The organism is Vibrio sp. Vb1980 (genome assembly GCF_033338615.1).
GTDB classification, from domain to species: Bacteria; Pseudomonadota; Gammaproteobacteria; order Enterobacterales; family Vibrionaceae; genus Vibrio; species Vibrio alginolyticus.
On the sequence record NZ_JAWOSZ010000002.1, the window covers coordinates 430762 to 444799 of the forward strand.

At 42.4% G+C, this 14038-nt stretch carries 17 protein-coding genes; 3 read left to right on the top strand and 14 right to left on the bottom strand.

Going from position 1 to position 14038, the window contains the following annotated elements:
• Positions 1-106: 106 nt before the first annotated feature.
• The 14 genes from R7F64_RS05160 to R7F64_RS05225 form a co-directional block, all read right to left on the bottom strand.
• Positions 107-745 carry a DJ-1/PfpI family protein gene (locus tag R7F64_RS05160; protein ID WP_318071498.1) on the bottom strand — a complete coding sequence of 213 codons (639 nt, stop codon included), beginning with the start codon at positions 743-745 and terminating at the stop codon, positions 107-109.
• Between the two features lie 164 nt (positions 746-909).
• Positions 910-1308 carry a VOC family protein gene (locus R7F64_RS05165; protein ID WP_031780991.1) on the bottom strand — a complete coding sequence of 133 codons (399 nt, stop codon included), beginning with the start codon at positions 1306-1308 and terminating at the stop codon, positions 910-912.
• A gap of 205 nt (positions 1309-1513) precedes the next feature.
• The gene (locus R7F64_RS05170) at positions 1514-2152 is read right to left on the bottom strand and encodes a hypothetical protein (protein WP_213915746.1); all 639 of its coding nucleotides are present in this window, start codon (positions 2150-2152) and stop codon (positions 1514-1516) included.
• A gap of 126 nt (positions 2153-2278) precedes the next feature.
• Positions 2279-2728: a nuclear transport factor 2 family protein gene (locus R7F64_RS05175; RefSeq protein ID WP_005377826.1), complete on the bottom strand. Its 450-nt coding sequence runs from the start codon at positions 2726-2728 to the stop codon at positions 2279-2281.
• Between the two features lie 163 nt (positions 2729-2891).
• Entirely contained in the window at positions 2892-3281 is a 390-nt protein-coding gene (locus R7F64_RS05180) for a lysozyme inhibitor LprI family protein (RefSeq protein ID WP_065274430.1), read from the bottom strand.
• A gap of 404 nt (positions 3282-3685) precedes the next feature.
• Positions 3686-3937, bottom strand: a complete 252-nt coding sequence (locus R7F64_RS05185) for a TIGR03643 family protein (protein ID WP_005377824.1) — start codon at positions 3935-3937, stop codon at positions 3686-3688.
• 98 nt (positions 3938-4035) lie between these two features.
• Positions 4036-4536, bottom strand: a complete 501-nt coding sequence (locus R7F64_RS05190; protein ID WP_053306918.1) for a GNAT family N-acetyltransferase — start codon at positions 4534-4536, stop codon at positions 4036-4038.
• A gap of 150 nt (positions 4537-4686) precedes the next feature.
• Complete coding sequence (locus R7F64_RS05195; protein WP_138939935.1) at positions 4687-5067, bottom strand: hypothetical protein; 381 nt, start codon at positions 5065-5067, stop codon at positions 4687-4689.
• A 153-nt stretch (positions 5068-5220) separates the two neighbouring features.
• Positions 5221-5625, bottom strand: coding sequence for a DUF1801 domain-containing protein (locus tag R7F64_RS05200; RefSeq protein WP_017633973.1), 405 nt, complete (start codon positions 5623-5625; stop codon positions 5221-5223).
• Between the two features lie 141 nt (positions 5626-5766).
• The gene (locus R7F64_RS05205) at positions 5767-6099 is read right to left on the bottom strand and encodes a YnfA family protein (RefSeq protein ID WP_005377819.1); all 333 of its coding nucleotides are present in this window, start codon (positions 6097-6099) and stop codon (positions 5767-5769) included.
• Between the two features lie 64 nt (positions 6100-6163).
• Positions 6164-6631 carry an Sbal_3080 family lipoprotein gene (locus R7F64_RS05210; protein WP_005385757.1) on the bottom strand — a complete coding sequence of 156 codons (468 nt, stop codon included), beginning with the start codon at positions 6629-6631 and terminating at the stop codon, positions 6164-6166.
• Between the two features lie 418 nt (positions 6632-7049).
• Entirely contained in the window at positions 7050-7733 is a 684-nt protein-coding gene (locus R7F64_RS05215) for a DUF4336 domain-containing protein (protein ID WP_205460928.1), read from the bottom strand.
• A 249-nt stretch (positions 7734-7982) separates the two neighbouring features.
• Positions 7983-9458: a Na+/H+ antiporter NhaC family protein gene (locus tag R7F64_RS05220; protein WP_005377816.1), complete on the bottom strand. Its 1476-nt coding sequence runs from the start codon at positions 9456-9458 to the stop codon at positions 7983-7985.
• 18 nt (positions 9459-9476) lie between these two features.
• A complete protein-coding gene (locus tag R7F64_RS05225; RefSeq protein ID WP_005377815.1) occupies positions 9477-10820 on the bottom strand; it encodes a glutamine synthetase family protein in 1344 nt (447 codons plus the stop codon).
• A 340-nt stretch (positions 10821-11160) separates the two neighbouring features.
• Here R7F64_RS05225 and R7F64_RS05230 point away from each other — a divergent pair, with 340 nt between their 5' ends.
• The 3 genes from R7F64_RS05230 to R7F64_RS05240 are packed head-to-tail and all read left to right on the top strand — an operon-like array spanning position 11161 to position 14003.
• Complete coding sequence (locus R7F64_RS05230) at positions 11161-11907, top strand: gamma-glutamyl-gamma-aminobutyrate hydrolase family protein (RefSeq protein WP_005377814.1); 747 nt, start codon at positions 11161-11163, stop codon at positions 11905-11907.
• A gap of 18 nt (positions 11908-11925) precedes the next feature.
• A complete protein-coding gene (gene puuR / locus R7F64_RS05235; RefSeq protein WP_005377813.1) occupies positions 11926-12483 on the top strand; it encodes an HTH-type transcriptional regulator PuuR in 558 nt (185 codons plus the stop codon).
• A 35-nt stretch (positions 12484-12518) separates the two neighbouring features.
• Positions 12519-14003 carry an aldehyde dehydrogenase gene (locus R7F64_RS05240; protein WP_005377812.1) on the top strand — a complete coding sequence of 495 codons (1485 nt, stop codon included), beginning with the start codon at positions 12519-12521 and terminating at the stop codon, positions 14001-14003.
• Positions 14004-14038: the final 35 nt, after the last annotated feature.

Sequence of the window (14038 nt, forward strand, 5' to 3'; positions counted from 1 at the left end):
TGTAAGTTAATTTCCCAAGTGGCGTTATCTTCAAGGGTAAGTCACACAAGACTGATGTGTGACTTACCCTAAACACTAAAACGAACGTAATGTAAAACACCACATGTTATGAATGATTACTTAACGCCTTGTTATCCGAGCTTGCTAACTCTGCTGATTGAATAGTTGTGGCAATGAGTTCTTCAAACAGCTCTAATTGCCCAGCAGGTATCAATTGATTTTGTATAGCTTTTCGTTTGTTTGAGTCAAATAGCCGCTCTGTTAACCAACCAATTAGATACATCAGTGAAAGACAGCCACCGGCCGTCGCTACATTACCGTCTATCACGAGAGGCAGATCCTGAACATCTCCTCCCATACTTTGTAGAACAGCCTTTGCATCTGGGTTTGTTGTTAATCGCTTGCCTTTTAGTAAACCGAGTTCATGGAGGATGAATGATCCCGCACAAATCGAACCTATTAGCTGCCTATTTGGATCAAGATTCAACGCTGACATAAATTCAGCATCTTTTAAAGCGGCTGGAATACCCCGTTTGCCGCTTGTAATAAGAACGACATCTTGATTCGTCACCTCAGAAAGGTGTCCGTCTGTTTTAACTTTCATACCGAGGTGGGAATGATGTTCAGATTTAGTTCCAAGTATACTTACTGTCCAACTGTCGGTTGTGCGACCTAGCAAGTCATACATAAGAAAGAAATCGACATCCGTGAAATCATCAAATAAAACAACGCCGATTTTATACATAACATTTATCCTTTTGGACTTACTCGTAAGTCGCAAAATGTGTAGTAGGAGGGGAGGGCATTCAATACACAAGCTTCTGCTGAGCACCTTAAACACCAAAGGCGGTGCAAACTAACAATGCCATGTGTACCAAATCCCTATTATAAAACTTTGTTATGTTTGTTTTATGAGCCCGCCCAGAAAAACTCAACCCTAATACCACTTGGGTCGTAACACATTAAATGTTTTGCGGGTCCTGTTTTAACAAGCTCGGGACCAAACTCAATTTCGATTCCCGACGCCATAAATTGATCACGCAACTCATAGAGTTGCTTCTCAGTCTCTACCAGTAAAGCTAAGTGATGCAAACCAATATTCGTTTTTCTGTCAAATGGAGTGGCGGCATCAGCCTTAGCCGCCCATAGTGTAAGCATGATATGCCCATCACTCACAAATATTGCCGGGTAGTCTGGATTTCTTTTTACTTCACTCCAACCTAATTGTTCAGTGAAAAACTTCGCGCTTGCTTCTAGGTTAGATACGGTTAAACCTACGTGGTGTATGCCTTTTGTTAACACAGTCACTTTGTTTCCTTACTCGTTTTAATGGCTATCAAACAAAGATAACTCGATAAAAAGTAAGCATCAATACACATATATTGATTAACTTCGTCAATCTATTCGAATACGGTAATCCAACTGGAAACATAACATTGTAAACACGAAACCCAACCTTGAACTAAAAATTAAACTTTGAGTTCATTCTTAAGGGCTTTATTAATCAAATGCATTAATAGCCATAATATTTAAGCCAGCCTATAGGGCATATCATTCCATTAAACGTTTGAATGTTCTTATCCAAGCTAACGTCTTCCAATTTGTAACAGTGAACAACATTACTAGTCGAAGTAGATGCTGGTGTTGAATAGGTCACAGGTTTAGAAGCGTTTGCTTTATGTATTTCATGTGCTCGCTGCTGGTTTATCGCCACTTGATTCTTGTGATTGTTAACTTCTCGCAATCCAGATTCTAAGGGTAGGTGCCAATCCTTACATGTTGTTCCTAAACCATCATTCTGAGACTGATATTCTGATAACGCTACACGAGCTTCATTTACAGACTGATCGATATCGGACTGATCGACTAGCCAAGTAGAAAAAGAATAGTTAATGGCCTCTCGATAGTTTACGGATTGCTCTAAGCTATAAGCATCGGAGTGAAAACAGGCCTCTACCACTGCCCATTGAGTCGATAGGTTTGATAATACGTTTTCAGGTATAGGCTGAAGCTGGCTTTGCGTAGACTGGCAACCGGTTAGAAGAAAAGGGACAGGGAGTAGTTTTAGAAAAAATTTTTGGTTCATTTTAATTTTAAAATTAGTGCAATCTTTTTCATTATCATAATACAGGACGATTGAAGAAAGTAGCATTTCTATCAGTAAGGGAATATAGCTAACGCACTGATAAGGTGTGAGTAAAGCGATATCAAAGCCCTTAACACACCTTAACTACGAATACTACCGCATAACAAAGATGCTATGCGGTAGCGGTAGTATTCAGGCTTGAACAGTTTGTCGCACGTTGCTCTCGCCTGACAGCACGGAAATTCTCTCAAAATCTCGACTCGGGAAGTCAGGGTCTACGTACACAAACATACGACTTATCATTTTTCCTTCAAACTCAAATACACTACAAAAACGCCCTGTGGAAACTTTGTTGTCCGGCCAAGAGGTACCATCACTCATTACGCCGCCTTCCTGTCCTTCAACAATGACCTTGTTTCCAGCAGTCGTTATTTGAAAGCCGTCTATGTCGTGCCAGATACTAATCAACGAGCTACCAATCCTATTGCCAAACTCCACTAAGGCACTCTTTCCTTTCGCTTGCCCAAATTTAGGAAAGAAAAAATCAACATCCTCTGAGAATAGATCCAGATAGCTAGGATCACCGGCATCTATTTTCTCGAAATACTTAACTACTAGCCCAACTAAATCGTCTTTTTCCATAATTATTTCACACCCATATTAGCTTTACGCACAACGCAGGGTTAAGTAGTAAGCGGAGCGACCACTCAACCTGAACGTTTGCATCTTAAACACCGAGTACATTTAAACTGAAATTGCCAAGAGTTGCGAATCTTATTGAAGTGCTTTGTTAGATGTAATCCGTTTAGCCTACGTATACTCCATTGAAGTACTCGACGCGTTCTAACGTCATTCTTAACTTACACTCTTCAATCTGGACACCTTGCCAGGGTGAGGGTGTGGAAGACAGGCCCGTAAATTCACATTCGGCGTCTCTGTATTTTAGCCAAGCTCTTTGGGCCTTTCGAAATGGCTCTACCAGTTCGGTCTGAGACCATGTTTTCCTTAGTGCTTTTTCTTCCTCACCTATTCTAGCGATTGCTTCCTTGTAACTTTCGTTAAGCTCTTTATCTGCAGATTCCATCTTCTTTTCTACACACTGATAACCAGCCATAACGCCCCCGCCTTTTACTTTGCAGGGATCTTCAACATCATCAGAAGCCAAGCAAGGTAAAGAAACCAACGCAAACATCATAAGTAATTTGTTCAAAATTGCCTCCAAGCTCCGAGTGCTTGTTAAACCGTTATCCGCTATTTTTCCTTTTTAATCATGCAGCTTTTTATCTGTGCCTTCAAAGATAAAATAGAAGGTTAGTGATTCTAGTGCCTAAACAGAAGGTAAAAGAGATTGATACACGGATTAAATGACGCCTTAATCTGAGTTACTTTTAGTGGGCGTTTTGTATCAATCTTTTCTGTGGAATCATTAGTTTGATGGCGACTGAGGACGTTAAGATGACTCCCATTGAATTTATTATCGCCCTGAAACACCTAGGTTGAATTAAGTGGTGACTATTCCCCTCCAATCATGAAGTTGGTTCAAAGGTAGGGCGATAAATGTTGCGATTCGTAATAAAAATTTATGCCAAGTGCAGTTCGCTATCGCGGCTTATATTGAGTTGGGCAATAACCTCTAATGATGTCTGAGTTTCGTAGCTTGTTGTGTTTTGTATTGCGCCCCGAAACCCTTTTACGCCACAATTTAAAGCTACTTGATTTGAGCCGGCTACGCATAAACTGAATCACGTCGGATTCATTCAAACCAAATTGAAATTCGATAGCCTCAAATGGGGTGCGGTCTTCCCATGCCATTTCTATTATTCTTGACTCAGTTTCCGAGGTCAGTTTCATTTCAAATAACCTATTTTAGAAAAGAGATTTCTACGACGGAAATTGAGTCTTGGTTCAAATGTTCTTATATGCGTGCTTAGTGTTTAGCGACTTAACACCTACAAAAACTTCTCAATGAGGACTTCGTCTACGTATTTCCCACGAACTTTTGCATGCTTCTTCGCGGTCCCTACGATTTCGAAGCCTTGTTTGAGATAGGCTGATAACGCTCGCTCATTATCGCCGCGAACGTACGCAAATAGTTTTTCGTAACCCTTTTGTTTGGCTACTTCGAATGTCGATTTGAAAAGCTGTTTAGACACACCTTGGCCACGAGCACCGTCACTAACAAACGTACCAATTATGCCAACATGGTCAAAAGCTTTTGTATATTGTGCAAATGGCTCGATATTTTGGAAACCTATGACTTGTGAGCTATTTTCGGATAAAGCGACTGTAAACACGCCCCGTTCTGGGAAATGAGTAATGAACTCTTTTTCTTCTTCAGGTGTGAAAGGCGTATCTAATACAGTGTATAAACCTTCAATAATGATGGGGTTGAGGACGTTTGTAATGCCTTCAGCATCACCTAAAGTTACCTGACGTACAATTAAATTCATGCCACTTAGCTCCTATTAAAATTAGGGCTGCTTTGTACATGAGTTGGAGACTTGCGGCAACAAGTAACGTCATTAAGTCGTAAAGAATATACCTATTACACTTAAACGGCGGTTAATAGTGCTGATTGTTACTTTAGTATTTCTGATATATCACTTTTTAAGTGACGGCTTAACTTCTACAGAATATTTCCACATCACGATCCCGTTTTCTACAAGATCATAACTCGCGCTTTGACCCTCGGAGTTGAGCACAAATACCGGCATTTCCATCCTTGACGTAGAGCCATCTTGGTTGCATGACATGGTAGCTTCAAGCTGTATACTATTTTTGCTCGGTTCTGAAAGGGTCCCTAAGTACGTGCAGCCGTCGACAAAACTGGTTTTGCTTTTTCCTTTAGAGGATATTTCAAAAGTCGGAAAAATGAATGTTGATTGAGGCTCTGTTACTACCACATTGACTTGATAGTTCGTCGCTGAAAAAGCATTGAAATGAGCTCCAAGCATAAGTAAGAACAAGATTTTTGATTTCATAAACTCTTCTTTATTTCGATATTACTAGTTTGGTTACGGCGCTATTAACGTGACCACTTAATCTAAAACTTTACTGCGGAAGCATTAAAAAGGATACAAAGGTAGAGTAGTTGAATATGGTTAATCGGCCGTAAATAGTTTTATTAAGCGATCTTACATACCTAAAAGAGGTAAGTTCTTTCGCTTTTGATAGGTTAATGCTAATTCTAAACAGGTCTTGATTGAAGCTTCTGGCAAAGGTGCTGATAAAGATAGAATTATTGCTCGATTACCCTGAAACTCAAGTGAGTCACTATACAGTTCGCGGAATGTGTCGACGAGCTTAGTTTGGCAATTAAAGAACAGATAATAACGACTAGGCGTTTTCTGTTTCCAATCCATCCTTACCGGGCTACCTGTTTTCACACTGTAGCTTGGCTCTCCCCATTTTAGAGATTCTTCAACTTCCCCCAGTTTTAATTCAGAAGCGATAGTTAAGACGATATTTCGTAGCTCTTCTATCCGAATACGCACATGTTTTGGATACTCATCAAATCTTGCCTTCACTGCATGGTTCATTAGTATCTCCTATAAATAGCGCTGTCTTGGGGTGAAGCCCAAGCGTACTTTGGCTATGTAGCAATTACGTCATAATGTTATTAATCAATAAATCTAGCACATAGCCAAAATACTAAGCGTAAGGGTTTCCCTCGGTTACGTTTAGGATGCTCTGGGTGAAAACATGATGATTGACATGCCAAGCATAGCGACAGAAACCCCCACTATGTCCCAGAGCGTTGGTCGAACGCCGTCGATACACCACAACCATAGAATTGCGACAAAAATATAGACACCACCGTAAGCGGCATAAACTCTGCCAGTTGCGGTAGGATGTAAAGATAGAAGCCAAGCAAACATAGCAAGGCATAGCGCTGCTGGTACCAAAAGCCAAACTGACTTATCTTCCTTTAACCAGAGATAAGGTAAGTAGCAGCCTAATATTTCTGCAATGGCGGTTATAAAGAAAAGCCCAATGGTTTTGACTTCAGTCACTTAAACATTCCTATCTTTCTCTACAAATATATGATGCTTGTTAAATGGGCAATTGTTCGGCTCATTACATTTCGCCCAGCTTAATCTTGGATTGAGCCTCACTCACGGTTTGTTTACCGAATAACAGATCCATCATCGAAATGATTCGTTTGTTGTCTTTACCCCATTTATCTGGATTCGCGCTGTTTGGTGCTTTAAATTCAACTTGTCCTACTTTTTCGTTATTTTTGTAGGCTTTGATCTGAGCATCAGCGATAAATGTTCTAAAATCCCAGCTCCAGCGTGATACGTAAGTAAGTGTTAGCTCAGAGCTAACAGGAGGCGTGCCGTCGCTTACGACTGTGCATTTATGGGCGGTATCCAAACACCAGTCTTGCATCGAATCTAAGAAAACATCTCGCGTGGCGTTGTCTTTTACGATGGTGATTTCCTTGCTCTGATTTTCTTTCGAGATTGTTTCTACCGTATACTTTGGTGCCGCACATGCAGCTAATAGAATAGGCAAGCTTAGAATGATGAGTTTTTTGTGCATCTTATGTCTCTTTTTTTTAAATTTATATATTCAAACAACTTCAAGATACTGAGTTCAACGAGAATAACTAACAAGCATGGCAACTGTTATTAACAAAACCTTTAGAGTAGAAGGGTTTGTTTCGGGAGTATGCCAATGTCTCGATGCAAAATAATTAGTAAGAGATTGCTATTGCGTTATGTTAACTCTTGAACTTATGTCCGTATCAATGTCCAGAATTCTTCGCATTGAAGTTTTTGAAGTGCAATTCTAACGGAATTTTAAATTGCTGCATAATGCTCAATTAAGAGGAATAGGGGAGCTTATCGTTAAACATAACGTGTAGTGCTGTAAATTCGTCCCTAAGACTAAGCTAAAAGGGCCTAATGTTTTAAAATAGCTTCTTGTCTATTCTGTTGTGTGAGTTTTCAATGTTGTCTCATACTAGCCACTTAAAAGAGCGCTGTAAGAACTCGTCTGCATTATCAAGGACGATTTCACCGTGAGCCATAACCAATATATTAGGTTTCCAAGACAGCAATTTATTTAAGTGTTTTCGAGCCTCTTGTTTGCTAAACATAAAACTTAGGCGCCAATCCAAAGGCATTTTTCCATTCGGAGCAAGAATACCGGCCCCTTTAGCCACAAACCGCTGCCAGTAGTTAAAGTCCTGGCCAGAAAAATTCTCGACGAGGTCAGTAACAATTAAGGTCTTTGAAAGTCGATGATAAAACACACACTCTTCCATTAATGGAGAGCCAGAAAATAGTTCTTGTTCAACCTCAGAGTTCCAAGCATTACCGCCTTGGTTAAGTGAAGCGTGAAAGTGTATATCACGGCACTTCTTAATGACTTCATCTGTGCCATAAACTTCTGCGCTAGGATAGGCAAATACCCATTCAGATAAGAACAAGTGGTGTAAATGATTAGGAGCGATTAAGTATTTCACTTGGCCTAGATTGTTGATTTGCTCTCTAATCGAATTTGATAACTTAATTGGACTATGAATCCAAAGGCCACCATCAGAAAGCCTAACAATAGTCATACGAGTGGTGTATGGGAGTCCTAAAAATTGGACGGGATCTCCATCAAATATCCATATCTCATGGGCTAACTTTTTCATGTCTCTCCAACCGTTAACACTGTATTAAGGCGGCATTTTAGTTACTCAAAAGCTGCCTTGCTGCACAATAAACGCTTCGCTAAGCGTAAACCAAAAATATTAGGTTTACCAAACCCTTATTGAGTGCAGTTGTATATCTTTGAGTATTTTTATACTGAACGGGCGTAAAGTAGTTTTAAGAGGATCATTTGACTTGATAGAACAAAACCCCGCTATTTTTGAGCAGGGTTTTGCAATTAGATAAAGGGGCTAACCGATGATGAAGAAGAAAATCGCGGTTGCAACAATACCAATCAACGCATAAGGAAACTGTGTGGTTGCGTGTTGCATTGCTGTACAGCCTGAACCTTGTGCAGATAACACGGTTGAGTCACTAAAGAAACAAGAGTGGCTCCCTGCCGCTGATGCTGAAAGCAGCGCTGCAACGGTTAAGTGTAGAGGCACACCAAGCTGTTCGCCCAAAGGTAGAACAATTGGCATCGCTACTGCAAACGTTCCCCAAGACGATGCCGTTGCAAATACCAACGCGCCCGTAATCATAAAGATAATCGCAGGGAAGTAAGACGCTGACAGGTAAGGGCTGACGGTCTCAATGACATACTGCGTGACGCCCAATGAGTCGTTGACCGATTTCAACATGAAACCACCAATAACGGTCGCAAGCGGCAGTAGCATAACTTTAATGCCATCATAAACAGCTTCGAACATGTCGTTCATCGAGATCAGTTTTTGTGCGCCGTAAAAGCTAATAGTAAAGATTAACGCGACGAAAACACCAGCAAGTAGATCGATACCAAAATACCAACTTGCGGCAACAAGTACGATCATTGGTAACAAGAAGTTGACAAGGCCCATGGTTGGGTTGGTATGTGCAGATACATCGGGACCAAAGTCGACATCTGTTGCACCGTCTGGACGAACTTGACCATTCTTCGCACGCTTTTCTGCCTTTTTCATCGCACCTAGATCTGGGATCTTTTCCATTGCAACCAGCAAAACAATCACCAGCGTTACCCAGCCGTAAGCCATGTATGGAATAGCTTCAATGTATGCTTTGATACCATCTCCCGCTTCTGCTACTCCGTTTGCTTCTAGCAACGAACTGAAGAAAATTGCCCAAGTGGAAATCGGTACGAGGATACAGATAGGTGCGGCGGTTGAATCCACAAGATATGAGAGCTTTTCACGCGAGATTTGGTAGCCGTCCGTAACTTTTTTCATTGAGGAAGAAATTGCAATCGCATTCAAATAATCGTCGATAAAGATCAGAATACCTAAAGCAAAGGTCATCAGCATCGATTGCTTACGGCTTTTTACTTTCGTGACTAGCATGTCGGAGAAGCTTAAGATACTGCCGCCTTTCTCCAAAATAGCAATTAGGCCGCCCATCAAACCACAAACGAGGATGATCCAAGCAATAGTTTCATCCATCATTACACTCATGGAAATATCAACAATCTGTTCTACCGCTTCAGTTGGGTTAAGCAGAAGAACACCGGCAATAGCGCCGCTAAAGAGGGCTTCCACTGTTCGGTGTGTTGTCAGCGCAAAGACCAATACCAACGCCGTTGGTAAAAGACTCATCCATCCGTAGGCTTCGCCTTCCTCATGGTTCAAACCGATTGTGGTAAAAAAGACAAACGTCGCAACCGAGATTAAAGAAACAATAATGTGTTGAGAGTTGATTTTAAGAGGCGCATCCAGCGCCTTGGTCTGCGTAGTCATAAAGTTCATTTCCTTTGTTTATGCCGAGTGCAACATCCAGTCGATTTCCAATGGAGTAATCGCTCGCTCAAATTCTGCGAGTTCACTCTGTTTGCAAGCTAGATACAAATCGATAAAATCTCTTGAGATGTATTGAGCTAGCTCACTGTGCTCCAGTCGCTCTAGAGCTTCTGACATACGCAGAGGTAACTCAATTGCATCATCACTGAGAGTCGGTGGACATTGATCTTTGGTGTAGCTTTCACTCGCTAATACTGCGGAAAGTACTACTGCAGCGAGAATGTATGGGTTAACGTCAGCGCCTGCTATACGATGCTCTATACGGCGATTTTTGCTATCGCTGATAGGCACACGCAACGCAACACCGCGGTGGTTTTCTCCCCAATCGGCTTTGGTCGGGACGTAAGCGCCAGGAACAAAGCGACGGTAAGAGTTAACGTTAGGACAGATTAGGGCCATGGCATCGGATGTTTGTGACAGCATCGCTGCCATGGTTTGATAGAAGAAGGCGCTCGCTTGACCGTCTGATTGGCTAAAGTGGTTGTTACCATCTGTATCAACCAAGCTGAGATGAATGTGCATGCCATTACCCGCTTGCTCACTAAAAGGTTTCGCCATAAATGTGGCGTCAAATCCGTGCTGATGAGCGACCTGGCGAATCAAGCGTTTTGCGATGATGATTTCATCACATGCTCGAAGTACATCTTTAGAATGGTTGAAGTTGATTTCGAACTGCCCTGGTGCCGATTCAGATAGGGCTCCGGAAGTGTTTAAACCTTGTTCTAATGCAATTCGATTAAGGTCGGCCAAGAAATCAGCGTAGTCATCTAGTCCATCAAGGTCGTAAACCTCGGTATCTTTTTCTCGAGTTTTTTTCGTGGGGTTAATTGCCGTTAATGGTTCGCCATTTTCGCCGCGGGTTTTGTCTATTAAATAGAACTCCAGCTCGAGCGCGACACAAGGATATTGGTCTTTAGCATGCAGTGTTTGCAATATAGAAGCGAGAATGTTTCGGATGAACAGTGGGTTAGGGTGCTGCCCGGTTTCATCCATCATACTAAGCAGTAGCTGACCAACTTGTTCTTTTGCCGTCGGCATTAAGGTGCCGCTGATTGGATAGCAGAGATTATCTGGCTCTCCGAGATCTTCTCCCAACCCGGCCGTTTCAACGACGTTACCTTTGGTATCTAGGGTGATGGTCGAAAGGGGGAGGGCAACACCTTTATTCAGTTTTTCTAGAGCATCTATCGGGATGCGTTTTCCTCTTGGGGTGGCATTTATATCGGTAAAGATGAGATCGATAAATTCAATATCGGGCCATTTTTGTTTAAAATTTTGTACTTCCTGTAGATACGATTCCATTTTCTTCTCCAAATAGCCTGACGAGTAGAAATTAGAAATAACCAAATTAACAAATAAATTACAGCACTCTGAGCGAGTTGTTTGTTTTTTAGGTTATTTTTAATTTAAACATGTACTTACACTGTGTTTTTGATGTTTAACGGCTGGTTTTTATGTCTTTCTGTTAACTATTTTGTAACAGTTGATTTTGTTTTGTTCAATATAATGAGCATAAATATTCAGTTTTGAAGCCTAAAAAGTGCTTCAGATCACGTTGTGACGATAATAATGGTCATCTGTGTTGATAATTTTGTACATGGTTTGTAGGGTTTGTGTTAAATAAATTGAACACGGACATATCATGGCAGATACACACAAACCCATCATTGGTGTGGTTAGCTGCGCTAAAGAGTTGGGTGGCTATCAGATACAAGCGGTCAACGACTTTTACCTTCGCGCCATAAAGGATTTTGGAGGACTACCGATTATGTTGGCTCCCGACATGTCGGGCGATGACGTAACCACCATCCTAGACATATGTGATGGTTTTCTTTTTCCTGGCAGCCACTCTAACGTTGCGCCACATCGATACAATGCAACGCACGAAGAGAGCTACAAAGATGAAGCTCGTGATGAGCTCTCATTCACGTTAATTCGTCATGCGGTTGACCAAAACATTCCGTGCCTTGGTATTTGCCGCGGCTTTCAAGAGATGAATGTCGCACTCGGTGGCTCGTTAAACCCAGCCGTTCATGACTCCGGCTTCAATGACCATCGTGAAGCGCCTGTTGAAGATTTCGAACAAAAATACGCGCCAGCACACGCTGTGCTAGTTCAAAAGCAGAGCTTATTTGAACAATGGCTGGTGCAAAATCATTGGGAAAATACCACCTTCTTTGAAGTGAACACACTACACAACCAAGGCGTCGATCAGCTTGCTCCTCTATTACAAGTAGAAGCTAAAGCCCCGGATGGCTTGGTAGAAGCATTTAGTCTTCCTAATCAAAAATTTTTCGTTGGCGTGCAGTGGCACCCAGAATGGGAAGCAAAAACCAATCATTTCTCTCAAATTTTGTTCAATGAATTTATGATGGCTACCTCTCGTTAAACGTTTGGAGCTGTATGAATGGACAATCAAGAGATTGGTAAAAATATTGTTCAGTTACGAAAAAAACATGGATTGTCACAAAGGGAACTAGCCGAGCGCGCTGGTATTACCCACAGTGCAATCTCATCCATTGAAAATGGCAAAGTGAGCCCGTCGGTCAGCTCACTACAAAAAATCGTTAATGTATTTTCTTTATCGTTATCAGAGTTTTTCACTTTTGAACAACCTTCGAACGATGAAGTGAAAGTAGTCATCAAACCGTCAGATCTTGTGGAAATCGGGAGCGAGACGGTGTCCATGAAACTGGTAACGAATGGCGACAAAGATCAAGTCATCGGATTCTTGATCGAGGAATATGCACCTTATGGAACCACTGGTGCAGCAGAAATCAAACACGAAGGCGAAGAGATTGGCACCGTATTAGAGGGTGAAATCACTCTGGAATATAAAGGACAATCTCATGTCATAACAGCGGGCGAGTCGTACATTATTGATACGACGAAGCCCCATCGATTTACAAATCACACAGACAAGGCTTGTCGAATGATAAGTGCGCATACGCCAACCACATTTTAGTGGGGGCTTGCCTTGTGTGATCACAAGGAGAGCGTATGAAAACCCAAGAGCAATGGATTGAACTAAAAAACAATCTAAACATCGAAAACAGGGCGTACATTAACGGTGAATACAGTGCCGCTTTAACAGGGCAAACCATCCCGGTAGTTAACCCAGCAACAGATGAGATATTCACCGAAATCGCCCGTTGCCAAAATGAAGATGTTGATCTCGCGGTTTCATACGCTCGCCAAGCATTTCAATCCGGTCAGTGGAGCGAGAGCAGCCCAGCTCATCGCAAAGCAGTGCTTAAACAGTTTGCTGACTTGATTGATCAAAACCAAGAAGAATTGGCTCTGCTAGAAACGCTTGATACCGGTAAGCCTATCTCTCACAGCTTCTCTACCGATATTCCTGGCGCGGCGAGTGCATTACGCTGGTACGCAGAAGCAATCGACAAAGTATACGGCGAAGTTGCACCAACCGAAAAAGATGTACACGCTTTTATTTCTCATCAACCAATTGGTGTGGTTGCTGCGGTTGTACCGTGGAACTTCCCCCTTTGGCTTGCGTGCTGGAAGCTTGGTCCTGCTTTAGCCGCTGGTAACAGCGTGATTCTAAAACCGTCAGAAAAATCTTCTCTCACCGCGATATTTCTAGGTCAACTTGCTTCTCAAGCGGGCTTACCAACAGGCGTTTTCCAAGTCGTTACGGGTTTTGGTCATGAAGCTGGCGACGCGCTGGCGAAACACCAAGACGTAGACTGCATCGCCTTCACAGGCTCGACGCGTATTGCAGGCCAACTGATGGTCAGATCGGGTGAGAGCAACCTAAAGCGCGTGTTTGCAGAAGCGGGCGGCAAGAACGCGAACATCGTGTTTGAAGATTGTGATGATTTAGATCGCGCAGCAGCAGAAACCGCCGCAGGGTGTTTCTACAACCAAGGTGAGGTGTGCGTCGCGGCAACCCGCCTGCTTGTTCACGAAAGCATCAAAGATCAGTTCTTAGAAAAAGTTATTCAAGCGTCGAAAGCGTTCACGCCAAAAGACCCAATGGACCCAAGTTCATCCATGGGAGCGCTTATCGATCAAGATCATAAATCAAAAGTGTTGGAATACATCTCGTTAGGTGAATCAGAAGGTGCAAACGTACGTTGTGGCGGCGATGTCGATGGGCAAGGTGCATTTGTTTCCCCAACCATTTTAGACAACGTCGACAACAAGATGCGTGTCGCTCAGGAGGAAATTTTTGGTCCGGTGCTGTGTGTCATTCCATTCAAAGACGAAGCGCAAGCAATTGAGATCGCTAACGATTCGAAGTACGGCTTAGGTGCTGCACTTTGGAGCAGCAATATCAACCGCGTTCATCGCGTAGCAAAACGACTGCAAGCCGGCTCGGTTTGGGTCAACAACTACAACGAAGGTGATATGACGGTCCCATTTGGCGGATTCAAAATGAGCGGAAATGGTCGAGACAAGTCTCTCCACGCGATTGAAAAATTCACCGAAACCAAAACCACTTGGATTCGCCTCCATCCTTAAGCCTGCTGACGATTACGATAAATAAAGGAATAGTT